The sequence below is a fragment of the Niveibacterium sp. COAC-50 genome (genome assembly GCF_013184235.1).
GTDB lineage: Bacteria > Pseudomonadota > Gammaproteobacteria > Burkholderiales > Rhodocyclaceae > Niveibacterium > Niveibacterium microcysteis.
This window is the reverse complement of the sequence record NZ_JABCJM010000003.1, coordinates 316891-338393: the sequence shown is the minus strand read 5'-3', so window position 1 is coordinate 338393 and position 21503 is coordinate 316891. Positions and strand designations below refer to the sequence as shown.

Annotated in this window: 18 protein-coding genes; 13 read left to right on the top strand and 5 right to left on the bottom strand. The window is 59.8% G+C overall.

Annotated features, from left to right (window positions below; genetic code table 11):
- Positions 1 to 59: 59 nt before the first annotated feature.
- The 3 genes from HH302_RS14700 to fliE are packed head-to-tail and all read left to right on the top strand — an operon-like array spanning position 60 to position 2884.
- The gene (locus tag HH302_RS14700; RefSeq protein WP_172202985.1) at positions 60 to 1175 is read left to right on the top strand and encodes a PAS domain-containing sensor histidine kinase; all 1116 of its coding nucleotides are present in this window, start codon (positions 60 to 62) and stop codon (positions 1173 to 1175) included.
- Positions 1172 to 2521, top strand: coding sequence for a sigma-54 dependent transcriptional regulator (locus HH302_RS14695; RefSeq protein ID WP_172202984.1), 1350 nt, complete (start codon positions 1172 to 1174; stop codon positions 2519 to 2521). The genes HH302_RS14700 and HH302_RS14695 overlap by 4 nt, the downstream gene beginning before the upstream one ends.
- Positions 2522 to 2566: 45 nt before the next feature.
- The gene (gene fliE / locus HH302_RS14690; RefSeq protein WP_172202983.1) at positions 2567 to 2884 is read left to right on the top strand and encodes a flagellar hook-basal body complex protein FliE; all 318 of its coding nucleotides are present in this window, start codon (positions 2567 to 2569) and stop codon (positions 2882 to 2884) included.
- Between the two features lie 90 nt (positions 2885 to 2974).
- Here fliE and HH302_RS14685 read toward each other — a convergent pair whose 3' ends face one another.
- The 5 genes from HH302_RS14685 to zwf all read right to left on the bottom strand — a co-directional run bounded on the left by HH302_RS14685 (position 2975) and on the right by zwf (position 8780).
- Positions 2975 to 3829, bottom strand: coding sequence for an SHOCT domain-containing protein (locus HH302_RS14685; protein ID WP_172202982.1), 855 nt, complete (start codon positions 3827 to 3829; stop codon positions 2975 to 2977).
- A gap of 66 nt (positions 3830 to 3895) precedes the next feature.
- Positions 3896 to 5545, bottom strand: a complete 1650-nt coding sequence (pgi, locus tag HH302_RS14680) for a glucose-6-phosphate isomerase (RefSeq protein ID WP_172202981.1) — start codon at positions 5543 to 5545, stop codon at positions 3896 to 3898.
- Between the two features lie 112 nt (positions 5546 to 5657).
- Entirely contained in the window at positions 5658 to 6641 is a 984-nt protein-coding gene (locus HH302_RS14675; protein WP_172202980.1) for a glucokinase, read from the bottom strand.
- Positions 6622 to 7323 carry a 6-phosphogluconolactonase gene (pgl, locus tag HH302_RS14670; protein ID WP_172202979.1) on the bottom strand — a complete coding sequence of 234 codons (702 nt, stop codon included), beginning with the start codon at positions 7321 to 7323 and terminating at the stop codon, positions 6622 to 6624. Before pgl ends, HH302_RS14675 begins: the two co-directional genes overlap by 20 nt.
- Positions 7323 to 8780, bottom strand: a complete 1458-nt coding sequence (gene zwf, locus HH302_RS14665; protein ID WP_172202978.1) for a glucose-6-phosphate dehydrogenase — start codon at positions 8778 to 8780, stop codon at positions 7323 to 7325. Before zwf ends, pgl begins: the two co-directional genes overlap by 1 nt.
- Positions 8781 to 9137: 357 nt before the next feature.
- On the opposite strand from zwf, the gene edd reads away from it, so the two are divergent.
- From edd to HH302_RS14615, 10 genes are all read left to right on the top strand, one after another.
- Positions 9138 to 10961, top strand: a complete 1824-nt coding sequence (gene edd / locus HH302_RS14660) for a phosphogluconate dehydratase (RefSeq protein ID WP_172202977.1) — start codon at positions 9138 to 9140, stop codon at positions 10959 to 10961.
- Between the two features lie 7 nt (positions 10962 to 10968).
- Positions 10969 to 11592, top strand: coding sequence for a bifunctional 4-hydroxy-2-oxoglutarate aldolase/2-dehydro-3-deoxy-phosphogluconate aldolase (gene eda, locus HH302_RS14655; RefSeq protein WP_172202976.1), 624 nt, complete (start codon positions 10969 to 10971; stop codon positions 11590 to 11592).
- A gap of 142 nt (positions 11593 to 11734) precedes the next feature.
- Positions 11735 to 13042 (top strand): carbohydrate porin, encoded by a 1308-nt coding sequence (locus HH302_RS14650; protein WP_172202975.1) that lies wholly within the window; start codon positions 11735 to 11737, stop codon positions 13040 to 13042.
- A 164-nt stretch (positions 13043 to 13206) separates the two neighbouring features.
- Positions 13207 to 14304: an ABC transporter ATP-binding protein gene (locus HH302_RS14645; RefSeq protein WP_172202974.1), complete on the top strand. Its 1098-nt coding sequence runs from the start codon at positions 13207 to 13209 to the stop codon at positions 14302 to 14304.
- Between the two features lie 132 nt (positions 14305 to 14436).
- Positions 14437 to 15636, top strand: a complete 1200-nt coding sequence (gene malE, locus HH302_RS14640) for a maltose/maltodextrin ABC transporter substrate-binding protein MalE (RefSeq protein ID WP_172202973.1) — start codon at positions 14437 to 14439, stop codon at positions 15634 to 15636.
- A gap of 169 nt (positions 15637 to 15805) precedes the next feature.
- Positions 15806 to 17335: a maltose ABC transporter permease MalF gene (gene malF, locus HH302_RS14635; protein WP_206256164.1), complete on the top strand. Its 1530-nt coding sequence runs from the start codon at positions 15806 to 15808 to the stop codon at positions 17333 to 17335.
- A 76-nt stretch (positions 17336 to 17411) separates the two neighbouring features.
- Positions 17412 to 18302, top strand: coding sequence for a maltose ABC transporter permease MalG (malG, locus tag HH302_RS14630; protein WP_172202972.1), 891 nt, complete (start codon positions 17412 to 17414; stop codon positions 18300 to 18302).
- Between the two features lie 134 nt (positions 18303 to 18436).
- Complete coding sequence (locus tag HH302_RS14625) at positions 18437 to 18892, top strand: pullulanase-associated domain-containing protein (RefSeq protein ID WP_172202971.1); 456 nt, start codon at positions 18437 to 18439, stop codon at positions 18890 to 18892.
- A gap of 66 nt (positions 18893 to 18958) precedes the next feature.
- Complete coding sequence (locus tag HH302_RS14620) at positions 18959 to 20599, top strand: alpha-amylase family glycosyl hydrolase (protein ID WP_172202970.1); 1641 nt, start codon at positions 18959 to 18961, stop codon at positions 20597 to 20599.
- Positions 20596 to 21489, top strand: a complete 894-nt coding sequence (locus HH302_RS14615) for an aldo/keto reductase family oxidoreductase (protein ID WP_172202969.1) — start codon at positions 20596 to 20598, stop codon at positions 21487 to 21489. The genes HH302_RS14620 and HH302_RS14615 overlap by 4 nt, the downstream gene beginning before the upstream one ends.
- The last annotated feature ends 14 nt before the right edge of the window (positions 21490 to 21503 follow it).

Genomic DNA, 21503 nt, shown 5'->3' with positions numbered 1-21503 from the left:
CGCCTGCCATTAATCTGCGAGCAGGGCCGGAAAAAGGGTCCGAGACGCTCAACCAGATCATGCAAGAGACGATCCAGCCGCCGCTCGATGCCGCACAGCTCGCCGAGGCCTTCCGCCAGTTCTCGGAGGCCTCCGCACAGCTCACACAGGCCTATTCCGGGCTGGAACGCCAGGTTGAACGCCTGAACGAGCGCCTGACCGGGCTGCTCGCGGCGCTGCCCGCCGGCGTCGTGCTACTTGATGCGCAGGGGCGCATCGAGCAGGTGAACGCAGCCGGCAGAGCGATGCTAGACGACGGCCTGGTCGGGCAGGACTGGCAGGCTGTGTGCGACACCTTGCTCACCCCCACCGAAGCGCCAGCCGAGTTCGAACGTGGCGCGGCAGATTCGCTGCGCCGGCTCTCGCTGTCTCAAACGGCGGAAGACTCCGCCGGTGGCCGCATCGTTTTGCTGCATGATGTGACCGAGGCGTGGCTGATGCGCCGTAACGTCGCGCGGAACGAACGGTTGGCGGCAATGGGCGAGATGGTCGCCGGTCTGGCTCACCAGTTGCGCACCCCGTTGGCGGCGGCTTTGTTGTATGCCGGCAATCTCGCCGAACCGAGCCTCGCGCCGGCCGATCGTGCGCGCTGCGCTGAACGTACCCTGGACCGTTTGCGTCACCTGGAACGCCTGATTCGCGACATGCTCAGCTTCGCCCGTGGCGAGGCGCTCGGCACCGAAGACTTCGATGTGTGTGAACTGGTGGCCGAACTCGAACACACGATCGAGCCCGTCGCCGCACGTCGCGCGGTGCGTTTCACGAGCCGCTGTGCGTGCCCCGGCGTACGTTTCGCTGGGCATCGCAAGGACATCGCCGGGGCACTGACCAACCTGCTTGAAAACGCCTTGCAGGCAGTGGGTGAGGGCGGCCAGATCAGCCTTCTCGCCTCGAACGCCGATGGTCGCGTACGTTTTGTCGTCGAGGACAATGGCCGCGGTATCGATGCCGCACTCCAGGCACGACTGTTTGAACCCTTCTTCACCACCCGCGCCGATGGCACCGGCCTGGGCTTGGCGATCGCCCGTGGCGTGGCGCGCGCGCACGGTGGCGACATCACACTACGATCGAACCCGGGAGAGGGCAGCACCTTTGTGCTCGATCTACCTCTGCCGGTTCGGGAGGACGCGGCATGATTGAAACCCTGCACATCCTGGTGGTCGAGGATGACCCGGATATCCGCGACGCCGTCGCATTTACGCTGGAGACAGCGGGCCACGCGGTCACTGCCGTGGGTGACGGCCCGGCGGCGCTGGCTGCGCTGGATCGCGACGCGTTCAACCTCGTCGTCAGCGACCTGCGAATGCAACCGATGGACGGCTTGCAACTGCTCGATGCCATCCGTGCCGGACATCCGCAGCTACCGGTCATGCTGATGACCGCCTACGGCGACGTGGGTACTGCGGTCGCGGCGATGCGCGCGGGCGCCTGCGACTTCCTTCTCAAGCCCTTCGAGCCTGCGGTGCTGCTCGATCAAGTGCGCCGCTACGCTACCGCCACGCCGGACGAGTCCGAAATGGTGGCCGAAGACCCGCGTACGCGCGATGTGCTGGCGTTGGCTGCACGGGTGGCCGAGACGGATGCAACGGTGTTGCTCACCGGCGAGTCCGGTACCGGCAAGGAAGTCTTTGCGCGCTACATCCACCGTCACTCCCGCCGGGCCAACGGCCCATTCGTCGCGATCAACTGCGCCGCAATCCCGGAAACGCTGCTCGAAGCCACATTATTCGGTTACGAGAAGGGCGCGTTTACTGGCGCGCAGACCTCGCAGGCAGGCAAGTTCGAGCAGGCGGATGGCGGCACGCTGCTGCTCGACGAAATCTCTGAAATGCCCTTGCCGCTGCAGGCCAAATTGCTGCGCGTACTGCAGGAGCGCGAGGTTGAGCGCGTTGGCGGCAAGAAGCCGGTGTCGCTGGACATCCGCGTGCTGGCGACCAGCAACCGCGACATGCTGCGCGAAGTCCAGAGCGGCCGCTTCCGCGAAGATCTCTACTACCGCCTCAACGTCTTTCCGATCGCAATCCCGAGCTTGCGTGAGCGCCCGCGCGACGTGGCAGCGCTCGCAAACCATTTCCTGCATCGCCATGGCGAGCGGATCGGCAAGCTCGCGCGCCTGTCGCCGGAGGCGGCGGCAATTCTTGCCGCATGGCATTGGCCCGGCAACGTTCGGGAGTTGGAAAACACATTGCAGCGCGCCGCGATTCTCGCGCGAGGCGAGCTCGTTGAAGCGGCGGACATGCGCTTGTGCCTGCCGCAGGCGAGTGCCGCACCGCTCTCTGACGCGGTGGTGGCGATGACCGATTCGCTCCCCGCACTGGACGAAAAGCCCAGCAACATGCGGGATCTGGAGAAGCAGCACATCCTGGATACCTTGAAATCAGTCGGCGGCTCGCGCAAACTGGCCGTGGAGAAGCTCGGCATCTCCGAGCGAACCCTGCGCTACAAGCTTCAGCAATATCGGGCGGAGGGGGCGGACATCTGAATCTGGCATGTAGCTTGCTGGATCAGGTGACGGAAAGGAACAGCCATGGATACGCGCGGCATTGAACAGATGATTGGCCAGATGCGCGCCACTGCAGAAGCAGCGGCGGGCAAACCTGCGTCCGTCGAGGGCGGCGAAGGTGTCGATTTCTCGCAAGTGCTGCAGGGCGCGCTTCAGCAGGTCAGCCAAGCCCAGAACGATGCCAAGGCGATGTCCGAGCAGTTCTCTGCCGGAGATCCAAACGTCAATCTGCAGGACGTGATGGTCAACCTGCAGAAGGCCAACCTCTCGTTCCAGCAAATGGTCCAGGTCCGCAACCGCCTGGTCACGGCTTACCAGGACATCATGAACATGCAGGTGTGATGCAACTGATCCGCACCGCACAAACAAAAACGACGCCGATTGGCGTCGTTTTTGTTTTACGAAGGGCACCGGTCGGTGCCGTCCTCAGCCTTACAGATCCTTGATGATCTGGGCGCGCTTCGCCTGGAACTCCGCTTCCGTGATCAGCCCCTGATCGCGTAGGCGCTGCAGTGCCTTGAGCCGGCTTTCCTGCTTCGTGTAGAAAGTGTCTGTACTGGGTGCCACGGCCGCCGGGGCTGCTGCCGCGGTCGCCCCGGTCGCGGCCGGTGCTGTGTCCGGCTGAAGCGTAAGTGCGATCCAGTCGTTACGGACCAAGGTGGCCTGACCTTCTGTTACGCCCGTCAAGTTCACATTCTTGGCAGGGGTGCTGCGTGAGCCGAAGTCGAACTTCGGGTCTTGGCGGGAGCCACTTTGTTTGTCGGCCACAAAATCGGCGTGGTGCATGCCTAGCAGGATGTTCAGCTTCCCATCGGCAAAGAAGATTCGGCCGCAGTTGCCGACGACAGGCGCGACGAGTCCGGTCCACAAGTGCTGACCCGTGCTGACAAACACGAGCTCTTGATCGGGCGTTGCATTCTTCAGGCCGGCCACGATCGCTTGCGACAGCCGCTCCACTTCGCTTTCCGAGAACAGTGGCTTCACGTCCTTGAACGGTATGCCCTGAACCGAAGCGAGCGCTGCGGCGACCTGTTTGACGTTTAGCTGTACCGGGTGGGCGTTAGGTTTTGAGCCGTCTCCGCGGGTCGCAAGGCGAATGAAATCCCATTCGCCCCAAGTCATTTTCTTCTCAGGGCTCTTGGCCCACTCGTTGAGCCGCTTTTCATCGCTCGGGCCGAACAAAGACTGGTCAAACCAGCCAGCCTGAACTGTCGGGGTTACAAGAGTGGCGGTCATCGCCAGTGCAAGTGTCGCCAAGAAGCGCGACTTCATGCGCTTGTGTTGCATCGTGTGAAACTCCTCCAGTTCAGGCTTCAGGCAGCCCTTCGCACCATGCGAAGGGCTGCGCTGGGGTCAGCGGTCGAGCGACAGGCGCGAACGCGCGGTGCCGATCAGGCGCTGGGTCGAAGCGTCGTAGTCTAGCTCACCGCCGCCGCCCTTGAGCGCGCGCTCGATGCCGCTGGCGAGCTGTTTGCCGAGTTCCACACCCCACTGGTCGTAGGAGTTGATACCCCAAACGGCACCCTGAACAAACACCTTGTGCTCGTACAGCGCAATCAACGCGCCAAGATGCGCCGGGTCCAGCTTGTCCAGCAGCATCATGTTGCTCGGGCGGTTACCGTCGAAGGTGCGGTGCTTGACCAGCATGTCAGCGCGTTCGCCGGTGACGCCGGCCTTATCGAGCTCTGCACGCACTTCGTCCGGGGTCTTGCCACGCATCAGCGCTGCGGCTTGCGCAAAGCAGCTCGCGATCAACACCGCGTGATGCTTCGGGTCCATGTCGCTCTGCTCCAGCGCAAGGATGAAATCGAGCGGGATCAGGTGCGTGCCCTGGTGCAGCAGCTGGAAGTAGGCGTGTTGGCCGTTGATGCCCGGCTCGCCCCAGATGATGGGGCCGGTTGCGTAGTCAACCTTGTCGCCTTCGCTGCGCACGCCCTTGCCGTTCGACTCCATATCGAGCTGCTGCAGGTAGGCGGGCAGGCGATGCAGGTTCTGGTTGTACGGCGCGATCACGACAGAGGGCGAGCCGAGGAAGTTCGCGTACCAGACGCCGATCAGGCCGAGCAGCATCGGCAGATTCTTCTCGGCAGGCGCAGTGCGGAAATGCTCATCCATCGCATGGGCGCCACCCAGCAATGCCTTGAAATTGTCAGGACCGATCGACAGCACGATAGGCAGGCCGATTGCGGACCACAGCGAGTAACGGCCGCCGACCCAGTCCCAGAAACCGAACATGTTGTCGGTCGAGATCCCAAATTTGCTCACCGCAGCACCGTTGGTCGACACTGCGACGAAGTGCTTGGCGATATCCGCTTCGGACGCGCCCGACGCGAGGAACCAGTCGCGTGCCGTGTGTGCGTTGGTCAGCGTCTCGATCGTGGTAAACGTCTTGGACGCGATGATGAACAGCGTCGTGGCCGGATTCAGCTTGCGCAGCGTCTGGGCGATCTGCGCGCCATCGACGTTCGACACGAAGTGCATCTTGATGCTGTCGTGCGCATAGGGCTTCAGCGCTTCGCAGACCATCAGCGGGCCGAGGTCGGAACCGCCGATGCCGATGTTGACGACGTCGGTAATCGATTCTCCGGTGCGACCTTTCCACGCGCCGCTGCGGACGGTGTCAGCGAACGCAAACATCCGCTCGAGCACTTCGTTCACGCCCGGCATCACGTTCTCGCCATCGACCGTGATCGGGGTGTTGCTGCGATTGCGCAGCGCGACGTGAAGCACCGCGCGGTTTTCGGTGCTGTTGATTTTCTCGCCACGGAACATGGCATCGCGGCGGGCTTGCACGCCGGTTTCGTCGGCAAGCTGACGCAGCAGCGCCAGCGTTTCGTCGCTGACACGATTCTTAGAGTAGTCGAGCTGAATCCCGCATGCGTCGGCAACATAACGCTGGGCGCGTGCCGGATCTTCCGAGAACACTTCACGCAGATGCAGTTTCTTCCACTGTTCAGCGTGTTGCGCGAGCGCTTTCCACGCGCCGGTCGAAGAGGGATTCATGGACAACTCCTTATTGATTAGGGGGAGATTGCTGCTGGGCCGGTACTACGACCGCCCACAAAAATGATACGGCGCGTCGACCAGGGCCGACGCGCCGTCCTGGCTGAGCAGATCAGTGCTGAGCCAGCGCGCGCTCAAGCGCTACCGCGGCGCCGGTAAAGGCAGGGTAGGCGGAGTGGATGACAAATACGGGCACGGTTTCCAGATAAGGCCGGAATCGTCCTTTGTCTTCGAACCGGCTGCGGAACGGCGAACGGTCGAAGAAGTCACCCAGTCGCGGAATGATACCGCCACCGATGAACACGCCTCCCTTGGCACCCAGCGTCAGCGCAAGATTGCCCGCAATTGTGCCCAACATGCCGCAGAACATGTTGACCGAATCCAAAGCGAGTGCATTGGAGCCGTCCAGGGCGCCGTTGGTGATCGCAGGTGCGTCCAGCCCTGGCGAGGGGAGGCCGCGAACGGTAGCGAGCGATTCGTGCAGCGTGACCAAGCCCGGGCCAGAGATCAGGCGCTCGGCGGAAACGTGCGGGAAGGTCTCGCGCGCCTTGGCGATCACAGCGGTTTCCTCCGCATTTGTGCCCACCATCGTTACATGCCCGCCTTCACCCTCGAGCGGCAGGTAGCCTTCGGCGGATGGCACCAAACCGGATACGCCCAGGCCGGTACCCGGGCCCAGCACGGCAATTGCGCGGTTCTCTTCGCGCTTGCCGCCGCCAACCTGATGCAACTCGTTGTCGGGCAAGAAGGGCAGGGACAGCGCGAGCGCTGTGAAATCGTTGATGAAGACAAGTCGGGTGAATCCGAGTTGCTGGCGCACGGCGTCGATCGAGAATGCCCAAGTGTGGTTGGTCATCTTGATCCGATCGCCGTCGATCGGGTTTGCAATACCGATCGCACCTGAGGTCGGGCGGTCTCCGCCGACCTCTGCGAGATAGGCCTCGATTGCCTCCGCCGGGCCAGCGTAGTTCGCGCCGGGCAGGGTGCGAATGTCCTCAATCGGCCCGCCCTCAGAGCGGATCAGCGCAAAGCGAGCGTTTGTGCCACCAATGTCGCCGAGGAGGCGAGGATAGGTGCTAGCGGCACCAGAAGACATGACAGGGGACCCTTTCCTGGTTAAGTGCGAATCGAATTGGCAGCCGTTCCACGTCGTGGCCGGCGAGCGCGTCGCCGAGCAGTGACCATTTGGCGGCACCGGTAATGTGGACTGCAATGTTGTGGGCGCGGAGGAGACGCGGCGCTGTAAGCGTGATACGCCACCGCGGCGCCTTGCTGGTGTTTTCGGTTGCAAGACAGGCGTCACCGGAGGCATCGAATAAGCCTGCGGTGATCTGCGGTGAGCCGGGGAACAGCGACGCGGTGTGGCCGTCTTCGCCCATTCCGAGAATGACAACGTCGAACGGGCAGTCCAGTGCGGCTAACGCCCTGCTGGCGAGTCGCGCACCGACAGATGGGGTGTCCGCCTCGAACTTGAGCGGGATGAAGCGTGCCACGCTGGCCTTGTCGGCAAGGAGGTGCTTACGCACGAAAAGTTCGTTGCTGTCGGCATGGTCCGTCGCAACCCAGCGCTCGTCTGCAAGCGTGACGGTGACCTTGTTCCAGTCGAGATCAAGAGTCCGGAGTTGCTCAAAGAATCCGAGCGGGGTCTTGCCGCCGGACACAACCATGCTCGCGTGGCCGCGTTGGGAGATCCCATCACACAGGCGTGCGCCAACCCAGTGTGCGAGCGTGGCGTCAAGCGCACTTGCCGATTGATAGGCGTGGACTTGTAGCGCCATCAGATCTCCTCGTGCCAGGCATGGCCGTTACGTCCAAGCAAGGCGCTTGAAGCCGCCGGGCCCCATGTTCCAGCAGTGTAGGACTTGGGTTTTTCGCCGCTCTCGGCCCATGCGTTGATGATCGGCTCCACCCAACGCCAAGCGGCCTCCTGTTCGTCGCGTCGTACAAACAGGGTTAGGTTGCCCAGCATTGCATCCATAAGCAGGCGCTCATAGGCCTCAAGTTGACGCGTCTTGAACGTTTCCGAGAAGTCCATGTCCAGCGCGACCTCACCCAGCCGCATGGTGTTGCCGGGTTGTTTGGCCAGCAGATGCAGATGCACTGTCTCGTCGGGCTGCATCTGGATAACCAGGCGATTTACCGGTCGGCCGACGTAGCAGGTGTCGAAAATGCAGTGAGGGATCGGCTTGAAATTGATGACGATCTCTGCAAGCTTCTCCTGCATTCGCTTGCCGGTCCTGAGGTAGAAGGGCACGCCCGCCCAACGCCAAGATCCGATTTCAGCCTTGATTGCGACGAAGGTCTCCGTGCTGCTGTCTGCAGCGATACCCGACTCTTCGAGATAACCCTTCACCGGTTGACCGCCCACCGCTCCCGCGCGGTATTGCCCTCGCACGGTGTTGTTGGCCACCGCCGCGCCGGTAATGGGCTTCAGCGCACGGAGCACCTTGAGCTTTTCGTCACGTACTGCGTCCGGCTCAAGTGAGGCCGGTGGCTCCATGGCGGTGATGCAGAGCAACTGCAGCAGATGGTTCTGCACCATGTCACGCATTGCGCCGGTCTTCTCGTAGAACTCGCCACGCGATTCCACGCCCAGCTGCTCGGCCACTGTGATCTGCACGTCGCGCACCCACTGGCCGCGCCATAGCGGCTCCAGCAATACGTTTCCGAAGCGCAGCGCAAGCAGGTTCTGAACCGGTTCCTTGCCCAAGTAATGGTCAATGCGAAAGATCTGCTTCTCACCGAAGTACTGGCCCACCTCGTCGTTGATGGCCTTGTTGGAGGCCAGATCCGTTCCGAGTGGCTTTTCGAGGATGACGCGGCTTTCAGGCGTGATCAGGCCTGCATCGGCAAGGTTGCGACAGGTGGGGGTGAAAAGCTGGGGTGCGGTGGATAGATAGTAGACGCACGGCCGAGCCGACTTCCCGATCAGCTCGGCCAGTCCCTTGAACGAATCCGGTTGGGTGGCGTCGGCCGAACGATAGTCGATGCGCTCCGCAAATGTCTGCCAGGTTGCCTCATCGTAAGCGCTGCCGAGAAATGCGCTGGCCTGCGAATGCATGCGCTCACGGAATCCGTCGCGTGTTAACGCACTGCGAGCAACACCGATGATGCGGACGTCCGGCGACAGCACACCATCTTGATGGAGGTGATAGAGCGCGGGGACGAGTTTCCGCATCACCAGATCCCCGGTCGCGCCGAAGAGCACTACGTCAAGCGCTGGAATCTGAGACATGTGTTCGGTCCTTTTGCCTGAGCTCGTTCGCGCTGCGCGACGAAGAAGGCGTTGCAATGTTTGCGAAAGTATAAGAAGTAAAACTACAAGCTTTCAAGGAACTGCCTTGGTGCGCTGATCACTCGGATGGTGCGGCAGCGCTTAGTGGTCAAGAGGTGTTGCTTTGTAGCAACAAAAAAATGCCGAGGCAGGATTTTGAAAAGTCTTTATTAATCAATGGCTAGTGCGTTTTGTGGGGGTGCGGGGCTTGGGTTAGATCAACATCTTGTATCGGCGCATCAGTGGTTTCTTGTTTTTGGTTTGTAGCATTACTACAATCCGCCGCAAACGTAGTTCGAAACACTTGAACACAAGTACATGACACTCCATCCGAAAATCGTCGAGATCACCGAGCGGGTTCGCCAGCGTAGCGCTGCCACCCGTGCGGCTTATCTTGCGCGCGTTTCCGCGGCACCCGCGGCGACGAATCGGTCCGAGTTGTCATGTACGAACCTTGCGCATGCATTTGCCGCTTCGCCGGCTCAAGACAAGCTGGCGATCCGCGAGCTTCGCAGTCCGAACCTCGCAATCGTCACCGCCTACAACGACATGCTGTCGGCGCATCAGCCGCTGCGTGACTATCCGGAGTGGTTGAAAGAAGCTGCGCGCTCGGTCGGCGCTACGGCGCAAGTGGCGGGCGGTGTGCCTGCGATGTGTGACGGTGTCACGCAGGGGCAGCCGGGCATGGAGCTGTCACTGTTTTCGCGGGACGTCATCGCCATGGCGACTGCTGTCTCGCTGTCGCACAACATGTTTGATGCAGCGCTCTATCTGGGCGTCTGCGACAAGATTGTGCCCGGCCTGTTGATCGGAGCTTTGTCGTTCGGACACCTGCCGGCCGTGTTTGTGCCGGCTGGTCCGATGCCAAGTGGTATCACGAACGATGAAAAGGCCAAGGTTCGCCAGCTGCACGCCGCGGGGCAGATTGGCTCGGATGCGTTGCTTGAGGCTGAATCCAAGGCTTATCACTCAGCCGGTACCTGCACGTTCTACGGAACCGCCAACAGCAATCAGATGTTGATGGAGGTTCTCGGTCTTCATCTCCCGGGTGCCGCATTTGTGCCGCCGGGCACCGCGCTGCGCTATGCCTTGACCCAAGAGGCCGCACGTCAAGCCGTTGCAATCTCGCGGCAGGGCGGCGCCTACACGCCGGTCGGCCAAATGATCGATGAGTGTTCGATCATCAATGCGATCGTTGGCCTGCTTGCGACCGGCGGCTCGACCAATCACACCTTGCACCTCGTTGCGATTGCGCGTGCCGCGGGTGTGATCATTGACTGGGACGATTTCGATGCGCTGTCCGCGGTCGTGCCACTGCTTGCTCGTGTGTATCCGAACGGCGCTGCCGATGTGAACCAATTCCATCGCGCCGGTGGAATGGCCTTCCTTATTCGCGAATTGCTCGCTGCGGGCTTGCTGCACGACGACGTTCAGACGGTCATGGGCGTTGGTTTGTCCCGTTACGCTCAGAGTCCGGCGCTGTCCTCGGATGGGCGCTTGGTCTGGGTGGATGCTCCATCCGAGAGTGGCGACGCTGGGATTCTTCGGCCGGCATCAGAGCCGTTCAGCCACGACGGCGGGCTCAAGGTTCTGCAAGGCAACCTTGGGCGCTCAGTCATCAAGGTTTCGGCCGTCAAACCCCAGCATCGCGTGGTGGAAGCGCCTGCGCGCGTGTTTGAAAGTCAGAACGCGATGCTCGACGCAGCCAAGCGGGGCGAACTGGATTGTGACGTTGTTGTCGTTGTGCGCTTCCAAGGACCTCGCGCAAACGGTATGCCTGAGCTTCACAAGCTCACGCCGACGCTGGCGAACATACAGGACAAGGGCTTCAAAGTTGCACTGGTGACTGACGGCCGCATGTCGGGGGCGTCCGGGAAGATTCCCGCGGCAATCCACCTGACGCCGGAAGCATTGGCGGGCGGCGAAATTGCGAAGCTTCGTGATGGTGACGTGATTCGCCTGGATGCCGAAACTGGCCGGCTGGAAGCTGTTCTTGCTGAAGCCGACCTCCGTGCTCGCACGGCAGTGTCGCCAGATATTCGCGCGAACGAGTGGGGCATGGGGCGTGAGCTCTTCGGTGTCTTCCGCAACGCGGTAGGCGGAGCCGAGCTCGGCGGCAGCGTCTTCGAAACTTTTCACTGAGATACAGATGAACCTACAAGACGTTCTTCGCATTGGGCCCGTTATGCCGGTTATCGTGATCCGGAACCTGGATCACGCGGCACCGTTGGCTCGCGCGTTGGCACGCGGTGGCATTCGCGTATTTGAAGTAACACTTCGGACGGACGTTGCGCTGGATGCCGTGAAGGCGATGCGCGATGCAGTGCCTGACGCGATCGTAGGTGTGGGCACAGTGACGCGTCCCGCTGATCTCGAGTCGGCTGTGTCGGCAGGTGCGATGTTCGCTGTGAGCCCCGGTTTGACCCGTGAATTGGCGGAGGCCGCGGTTGGTCCCGCCTTGCCGCTCCTGCCGGGAGTGATGACGCCCGCCGAGTTGATGATCGCTCGCGACATGGGTTTTGACGCACTCAAATTCTTCCCCGCCCGTGAGGCCGGTGGAATCGGAATGTTGCGCGCTTTGGGCGGCCCTTTCCCCGATGTCGTTTTTTGCCCGACAGGCGGGATCACTTATGAGACGGCGTCTAGCTACTTAGAACTGCCGAACGTTGCTTGCGTTGGTGGGAGCTGGCTCGCGCCGATCGACATGATGGAGCGGGGCGACTGGGATGGAATTACGCGGTTGGCCGAACAGGCAGCCGCACTGCGCTCGTAGTCCTGAGGCTGCTGGCGCGGTATCGAGACGCCCGAAGAACACATTCGTGCGCTCAAATGGAGTGGTCTAGGTTTTTGCAGTGCAGTTTTTTCGTAACGGCAGATCTTTAGGTTTGCCATTTACAAACCACAGGAGAGGTGACATGAACTTCAAACTCAGCGCAATCGCTGCCGCCGTCGCGGCCGCTACGCTGTCTGCCGGCGCTGGCGCCGCTGCAGTTGACTTCCACGGCTATGCCCGCAGCGGCGTTGGCTCGTCGATCGACGGCGGTTCGATGGTGTGCTACTGGGGTCCGAGCGGCCTGGGCCACTTCCGTCTCGGTAACGAGTGCGACACGTACTTTGAACTCGCCTTCGACGCCAACCTGGCTGAAAAGGGTGAGACCAAGTTCAACCTGCACACCATGATCGCTGGCGGTACCCAACAGCTGCAAGACTGGGAACAGTCGGCCCCGTCGTGGCGCCAAATGTGGGCAGAAGCGACGAACGTCGGCTCCGGCCCGCTCGCGACCGCCAATATCTGGGCTGGTAAGCGCTACTACAAGCGTCAAGACATCCACATGACCGACTTCTTCTACAACCAAGTCACCGGTCCGGGTGCTGGTCTGGAAAACGTCGATGTGGGCTTCGGTAAGCTGTCGTACGCCTACTTCCGCTTTGGCCCGGGCTACGGCTCGCCGGCTCTGGATGGTCAAACCGTCAACTACACGAACGGCGGTGCAACCTCCACGACGACGCATGACCTGCGCCTTGAGGCTGTCCAGCTGGGTGGTTTCGGCTCGATGGACTTCATGCTCGAGTACGTTGCTCCGAACTCGCGTGAAGACAACACCGGCGCGACCGTCGAAACCCCGAGCGGCTACGCTCTGACTGCACAACACACCATTGGTGTTCTGGGCGGTTTCAACCGTGCTGTGATCCAGTACGCTAAGGACGGTGCGAACCTTGACGGTACCGCCAAGTGGTGGGCTCCGTCTGACCTGACCGCTACCGGCTACCGTTTCCTTGACCACCTGGTCTTCGATGCAGGCCAAGTCAACGGTTCCGCCACGTTCGGCTACCAGAAGTCCAAGCAGGAGTACCTGCCGTGGGGTATGGACGGCAAGAACACGACGGCTTGGAACCTTGGCGCTCGCGTCTGGTATCACTTCAATGACCTCTACTCGATCGGCGGCGAACTCGGCCACGATTCGAGCAAGCATGAAGGTCAAGAAGAGCAGTCGATGAACAAGCTGACGGTTGCTGGTCAGATCAGCGCTGGCAAGAGCTTCTGGGCACGTCCGGCCATCCGCGCTTACTACACGTACGCGAACTGGAACGACGCCATGAAGAACTCTGGCTATCGTGGTTGCACCGGCCGTGACTGTGGTGTTGGCGTCCAGAACGGCAAGACCACCGATCTGGTTAGCAACGGCGGCACGTACGGCGTGCAGTTCGAAGCTTGGTGGTAAGAATCGGACGGCAGCTCAGTTGAGCTGACTGTTTGAATCACTCCCCGGGCTTCGGTCCGGGGAGTCTTGAGATTTCATTTGGGATGCGCGTTGCGTCCATCGTTGTCGGCAGCATGTGTTGCCGTATGGGTCCGATTTGACCCACTGTAACCGGAGAGATTTAGATGGCTGGACTGGTACTCAAGGGCATCAAGAAGTCGTACGGAGATGTGCAGACGCTCCACGGCATCGATCTGGAGATCCAGGACGGCGAGTTCATTGTCTTTGTCGGTCCGTCCGGCTGTGGCAAGTCGACGCTTTTGCGGTCGATTGCTGGTCTTGAGGACATCAGCGCTGGCGAGCTTTATATCGGCTCAAAGCGCGTCAACGACGAGCCGCCCTCGAAGCGCGGCGTCGCGATGGTGTTCCAGAGCTATGCGCTCTATCCCCACATGTCTGTGGAAGAGAACATGGCGTTCGCACTGAAACTCGCGGGCGCCTCGAAGGATGACACCAAGGCGGCTGTCGATCGTGCTGCCAAGATTCTCCAGATTGAACATCTGCTCGAGCGCAAACCGAAGGCGCTCTCCGGTGGTCAGCGTCAGCGCGTGGCGATTGGCCGCGCGATCGTGCGCAAGCCGGATGTCTTCCTCTTTGACGAGCCGTTGTCGAACCTGGATGCCGCGTTGCGCGTGCAGATGCGTGTTGAGCTTTCGAAGCTCCACTCTGAGCTTAAGGCAACGATGATCTACGTCACCCACGATCAGGTTGAGGCGATGACGCTTGCGAACCGCATCGTGGTGCTGTCGGCAGGGCGCATTGAGCAGGTTGGCGCGCCGCTTGAGCTCTATCACCGCCCAGCAAATCTCTTCGTGGCAGGCTTTATCGGCTCCCCGAAGATGAACTTCGTTCATGGTCAGCTTGTGTCGGCTGACGAGAAAGTTGCTCAGATCAAGCTCAAGAGCGGCGCTGTGGTCAAGGCAGCCGTCGACGCTCGCCGCTTGAAGCCGGGTGCACCGGTGACTTTCGGTGTTCGTCCGGAACATGCCTCGATCGATGTCGAGCCCGGCGATAGCACGATGGCTGGAAAGATCCAGGTTGTCGAGCGACTTGGCGATACCACGTATTTCTATCTGGAAGTTGCTGGCTGTGATTCGCCGTTCATCGTGCGGGCGCCTGGTGACAAGCACGCGAAAGTGGGCGAGAACATCGTGGTGGGGCTGCCGCTGCAGCGCTGCTATGCATTTGACGAAAAAGGGCAGGCTTGCCCGGTGACCTGGTAACCAGGCGCCAATAGCCAAAAAAAATATAAAAGATTTATCCGGCATCCGTAGCGCGTTAAGAAGTGTCGGTCGCGTGCGTGTTCCGCACACGACATGGCGATCATGGGGTGGACCACTACAAGGAGATGAAGTATGCAAGTCGGTAATCAAGTGAAGCTGTTCGCCGCTTCGGCGGTGGTGGCACTGTCCGGCGTGATGAGCGCACCGGTTCAAGCTGCCGAGCAAGGCAAGCTTCTGATCTGGATCAACGGCGACAAGTGCTACAACGGTTGGGCGAAAGTCGGCCAAGAATTCACGAAGAAGACCGGTGTTCAGGTTTCCGTCGAGCACCCGGAAGATGCCCCGGGTAAGTTCCAGCAAGCCGCTGCCGCTGGCAAGGGTCCGGACATCTGGATCTGGGCGCACGACCGTATCGGCGAGTGGATCGCCGGTGGTCTGCTGCAGCCGCTTGCCCCGAGCAAGAAGGCCAAGGACGCCATTGATCAGCTGGGTTGGAATGCCTTCTCGCTGGGCAACAAGGTCTGGGGCTATCCGCTCGCTATCGAAGCAGTGCACCTGATCTATAACAAGGACCTCGTCCCGACCGCCCCGAAGACCTTCGAAGAAATCGCTGCAATCGACAAGAAGCTGTCGGCTGAAGGCAAGAAGGCCATCCTGTGGGACTACACCAACACGTACTTCACGTGGCCGGTGCTTGCTGCTAACGGTGGCTACGCATTCAAGCTGAAGAAGGACGGTACGTACGATCCGAACGACACCGGCGTGAATAACAAGGGTGCTGTTCAGGGCGCGACGCTGCTGGCGAAGATGATTACCGACGGCGTGATGCCGAAGGGTGCTTCGTACGCCGACATGGAAGCCGGTGTCAACCAAGGCAAGATCGCCATGATGATCAACGGCCCGTGGGCTTGGGACAACCTGAAGAAGTCGAAGATCAACTTTGGCACCGCCCCGATTCCGAAGGTTGGTGGCAAGGCTGGCGCACCGTTCGTCGGTGTGATCGGCGCGATGGTTAACAAGGCCAGCCCGAACAAGGAACTGGCTGTTGAATTCATCGAGAACTACATGCTGAGCCAGCAGGGCCTGAAGACCTGTAACGCTGACGTGCCGATGGGTGTGCCGGCCGACAAGGCGTTCTACAAGGAACTCGCTGCCGACGCCAACATCAAGGCTGTGATGGAATCGGCCAAGAACGGTGCTCCGATGCCGAACAACCCGGAAATGGGTCGTTTCTGGGCGTCGATGGCTTCCGCTCTGCAGAACATCACGCAGGGTCGTCAGACTCCGAAGGAAGGTCTCGACGCCGCTGCCAAGCGGATCGTGACGAAGTAATCTGCTTCACGGCGGGTCTGCGACCCGCCTTGTTTGCCCGCCAGCACTCGTCGAGCCTATTCGGCGAGTGTTTGGCGCGGTCTTTGGCTGTTTCAATCGGATCCAAGCGCCTTGGCTTTCGTGCCCGTTTGCCGGCGCGTGAGAGATCTGCACGTAAGGGATGTGAGTCGTGAACGACCGTCTGACAAAATGGATTGGCCCAGCGCTGCTTGCGCTGCTAGCGCTATCTGGTCTCTATCTCGTTTTCATGCTGTATGTGTCCGGACAGACGGTTGTCGCTGGTGTCGGCTTGTTTGTCGTCGCACTGATGGTGTACGTCTATACCGCCCCTGGCGCCTATTCGTATCGTTACCTCTTTCCGGGCGTAGCGGGCGCGTTGATATTCGTGGTGTTCCCGATGGTCTACACCATTGCGATCGGATTCACGAACTACAGCTCCAAGAACCTGCTCGAATTCGACCGCGCAACAAAGTACCTGCTGGACGAGACCTATCAGACGGAAGGTCAGACATTCGCCACCACAATTCATCGCGAAGGCAGCGAGTATCGGCTTAAGCTCGATAACGAAGACGTTGCCCTTTCGTTTGTTACCGGCCCGTTGGCACTGAAAAAAGCCGAGCGCGTTGTGGCGCAGGCGACGCCGACCGGGTCGTCCGAAGTTGCGTTGGGTGATCCGCTTGAGCTGCGCGACATCATTCCTCTGCGCAACATGCTCAAGGAAGTCATCGTCAAATTGCCCGATGGCGTTGAGCTGACGATGTCCGGTTTGCGTGAGTTCGCGCCGGTCAAGAAGCTCTATTCGAAGAATCCCGACGGCTCATTGACCAACGTTCAAACTGGCCAGATCGTTAAGCCGAATTTTAAGACCGGCTTCTATGAGACCGCACAGGGCGATCAGCTTGCACCGGGTTTCAAGGTTGGCATCGGTCTTGACAATTTCCGCCGTGTCTTGGGCGACGAGTCGATCCAGCAACCGTTCCTGCGTATCTTTGCCTGGAACGTGACCTTCTCGTTCATGTCGGTCCTGCTGACTGCAGCAGTTGGCATGTTCCTGGCGGTGCTGCTGAACTGGGAAGCGATCGCCGGGCGCAATATGTACCGCACCTTCCTATTCTTGCCGTATGCGGTGCCAGGCTTTATTTCGATCCTGGTCTTCAAGGGCTTGTTCAACAATAACTTTGGCGAAATCAACCTGATTCTCGACCAACTGATCGGTGTGAAGCCGCCATGGTTTTCCGACCCGACTTTGGCGAAGGTGATGATCCTGATCGTCAATACTTGGCTCGGTTATCCCTACATGATGGTGCTGTGCCAAGGCCTGATTAAGTCGATTCCAGCGGATCTTTACGAGGCCTCCGCGTTGGCGGGTGCCGGTCCGCTCACCAACTTCTTCAAGATTACGATGCCGCTGATTCTGAAGCCGTTGATGCCATTGTTGATCTCGTCTTTTGCGTTCAACTTCAACAACTTTGTGCTGATCAGCCTGCTGACCAACGGCCGCCCGGACTTCCTCGATACGAAGATTCCGGCAGGTGAGACGGACATCCTCGTTTCCTACACCTACCGTATCGCGTTCGGTGATTCGGGGCAGCAGTTTGGTCTGGCCGCGGCAATTTCGACCGTCATCTTCATCATGGTTGCGATCCTCTCGATCATCAACCTGCGTTTGACCAAGGTGAATCAACAGGAAGCCCGCTGATCTCGGCGAACCGCAGGTCAAGAGGGGAGTCGCGCGCTGTGCTGACTCCCTGCTAACGAGTTGAAAGGTTTTTGGTATGGCTATCGTTCTGGATAAATCGCATCGCTGGCGTGTCGTGGTGGCTCACTTGGGGCTGATTGCGTTCATTTCGCTGTGCATGTTTCCGTTCTTGATGATTCTGTCGATCTCGCTTCGGCCGGGTAACTTCGCAGTTGGCAGCTTGATCCCCGCCCAAATCAGCTTCGAACACTGGAAGCTCGCGCTTGGCATTTCGTATCAGGCGGAAGATGGTTCACTGATTACGCCGCCATTCCCGGTGCTGCTCTGGCTGTGGAACTCAATCAAGATTGCATTGATTTCCGCATTCATCGCGGTGTTGTTGTCGACGACTGCTGCATATGCCTTTGCTCGAATGAAATTCCGTGGCAAGAAGCACTGGATGACTGCACTTCTGCTCATGCAGATGTTCCCGACGGTGCTCGCGCTGATCGCAATCTTTTCGATCTTCGACTACCTCGGTAGCTATGTGAAATGGCTGGGTGTTGATAGCCACTGGGCTTTGATCCTTGCCTACGCTGGCGGTATTGCGCTGCACGTGTGGACCATCAAGGGCTACTACGACACCATTCCGGTGGAAATCGAGGAAGCTGCGGTCGTCGACGGTGCGACGCACTGGCAGGCGTTCAAGTACGTTCTGCTTCCGATGGCGAAGCCAATTCTGATGGTTGTATTCTTGCTGGCCTTCATTGGCGCAATCATCGAATACCCGGTTGCCTCCGTGCTTCTGCATCAAGAGGCCAACCTGACGCTTGCGGTGGGTTCGAAGCTGTTCTTGTATGAACAGAAGTATCTATGGGGCGATTTCGCGGCGGCCGCGATCTTGTCTGGTTTGCCCATCACCTTCGTGTTCCTGCTCAGTCAGCGCTGGATGGTCGGCGGTCTGACGGCTGGTGGCGTCAAGGGTTAAGGACTGTTTTGGTTTGATTCGATAAGAAGAGCGCCGACGTGACGGTGTAGCACCGTCGCGATTCGGCGCCTACGGATAGTCTCGCTGTGCGAAATGGATATCCCTGCTTAGTACTTTCCACCGGAGGACAACCCATGACTACAAAGCGTTTTTTTCTGAAGGCTGTTACTGCACTGGCTCTGGGCGTGGCAGCAATGCCGATTTTCGCGGCGGATGCTTCTGATCCGGCCGAAGGTCAGATCGCGATCAACTACTTCCGCCCGGATGGCAACTATGCCGGCTGGGGTCTGCATGCATGGATTGGCAACCCTGGTCAGCCGGGTACGCCGATTGATGGTGTGGACTGGTTTGGTCCGCTGAAGCCGAAGGGCAAGACGGACGATGCTGGCGTGTACTGGCACGTTCCGCTGTCGGCGTTTGGTAAGAGCGGCTTCGTGAACTACATCATTCACAAGGGCGATACCAAAGAGCAGGGCGGGAAAGATCAGCGCTTCGACGGCAACACCATCAAGCAAATCTGGGTGAATGCTGGCGACAAGGCGATCTACACGTCCAAGGAAGAAGCAATCAAGGCTCGCCAGGCAAAGTAATTTGCGTGTGTGACGATCCGCCGCCCTTTGAGGCGGCGGATTTTATTTGGTCCCCGCGAGGCCGTTATGCGCCAGATCTTTGCGATCTTTGTTGCTTTTGGATGTGTCCTGAGTAGTCAGTGTTTCGCGGCATCGGAGTTCGCGGACAATCCGATTGTCTATTTCCTCGTTACGGATCGCTTTAAGAACGGCAATCCGGATAACGACGGCAGCTACGGTCGCAAGAGAGACGGCCTGAACGAAATCGGCACCTTTCATGGCGGGGATCTCGCCGGCGTTACCGAACGGCTCAAGTCTGGCTGGTTTTCGGCGCTAGGCGTCAATGCAATATGGATAACCGCACCGTACGAACAGATTCACGGTTGGGTGGTTGGTGGGAACCAGGAGTTTAAGCATTACTCCTACCACGGCTATTACGCGACCGATTTCACCGTGTTGGATCGCAACATGGGTACCCCGGATGAATTGCGCGAAATGATCGATACCGCGCATGCACAGGGTATTCGGGTGGTGTTCGATGTTGTCATGAATCACCCGGGCTATCTCGATATCCAGAGCGCCCTCGATTTTCGTATCCCCGTTCTTTGGCGCGGCGCGGATAAGGCCGGCCTGCGTGATTACCACGAGTTTATCGACTACAACGCCGACAAGAAAAAGTGGGCTCAATGGTGGGGGGGGGCCTGGGTACGAGCCGGATTGCCGGGCTACGCGCCAGAGGGCAGCGACGATTACACGAAACAACTCGCCTATTTGCCGGACTTCCGCACTGAAAGCACGGAGAAGGTTGATCTTCCCCCGTTTCTTAAAGCGAAACGCGATACGCAGGCTAAGACGCTCCCGAACGCGACCGTCCGCGACTATTTGGTAACCTGGCTTAGCAATTGGGTCCGGGATTACGGTGTGGACGGATTCCGATGTGACACCGTCAAGCATGTAGAACCGGCTGCATGGAAGCGCCTCAAATCCGATGCGGTAAAGGCGCTGGCGGAGTGGAAGTCGAAGAACCCGACGAAGAAAATTGACGATCAGCCATTCTGGATGGTCGGCGAGTACTGGGGGCACGGCGTCGAAAAGAGCGCGCTGTACGCCAATGGTTTTGACGCCATGATCAATTTCGATTTTCAGGGTCGCGCGGCCAACCTTCGCGATCTCGACGGCGTCTATCGAGACTACGCTGCGAAGCTGGCAGGTGATCCGGGCTATAACGTGCTTTCGTATATTTCATCTCACGATACGAAGCTCTTTCCCCGCGGCCGCTTGATCGATGGCGGCACGGCGCTCTTGCTGGCGCCGGGCGGGGTGCAGATATTCTATGGTGACGAAACAGCCCGTCCGCCGGGTCCGTTCACCAATTCCGATCCGCAGCAGGCTACGCGTTCCGACATGAACTGGAATGCGATCAATGATTCCGTGCTCGCGCATTGGACGAAGCTAACTCAGTTCCGCGCTCGCCACCCTGCTGTGGCACGCGGTCGGCATGCAAAGCTTTCTTCCAGTCCCTACGTGTTTTCGCGAGTTGCCGCTGACGGCAGCGATCGTATCGTTGCGGCGATTGGTGTAAACGGTGATCAGGAGCTTTCCGTTGGCGATGTATTTGCCAATGGGGTTAGCTTGCGCGATGCCTATACGGGACGTGAAGTGACGGTGAGTGGGGGCAAGGTGAAAGTGTTGGGCGAGGGCGTGGTGCTGTTGGAGGCGAGGCCATGATTGCGTCCCGCCATGTCGGGAAGATCTCTCCGATCGTGCTTGGAACCTGGCGCTTCCAGGAATGGTCGATGACAGCGGCGGAAATGGCCGCTTTTGTCGAAGGCGCGGCTGAGGTCGGGGTGACGACAGTCGACACAGCGGATATCTACGGCGATTACCAAGGCGAAGCGGCACTTGGTGATGCACTCCGGCGTTCTGCCGGCCTGCGCGATCGCCTGCAACTGGTTACCAAGTGCGGAATCCGCCTGAAGTCGGCCCGCTGGCCGGATCTGCGCGTCAAGCATTACGACTGTTCGCGTGGCTACATTGCCGCGCAGGTTGAGAACTCGCTCAGATCGCTTTCGACCGATCGTATCGATCTCCTTCTCCTGCATCGCCCCGACCCGTTGCTGGATGCGGACGAGGTTGCCGAGGCGTTCTGCGCGCTGAAGCAATCGGGCAAGGTCAGGACCTTTGGTGTCTCGAATTATCATCCTCACCAAGTCGAGCTGCTGCAATCGAGGTTACCGTTCCCCTTGGTGGTAAACCAGATTGAATTCTCGCTGCTGCGTACCGACCCATTGGCGGATGGCACGCTCGATCAATGCCAGAAGATGCGGATTGTTCCAATGGCATGGTCACCACTGGCGGCGGGACGGCTTTTCTCGCAAGGCGATGAGCGCGGGCTCGCCGTGGGCGAGGTTCTGCAGCGGATCGGGCGGGAAACGGGTTTGACTCCGGAGCAGGTTGCGCTTGCGTGGTTGATGCGCCATCCCTCAGGTGTGGTGCCGGTTATCGGTACTGGCAAGCTTGAACGGGTTCGTTTGGCCATCGCCGCTGCCAACCACAGCCTTGATCGTCAGCATTGGTACGAGCTGCTTGAGGCTGCGATGGGTTGCGAGGTCGCATGATGGCTAGGGGGCCG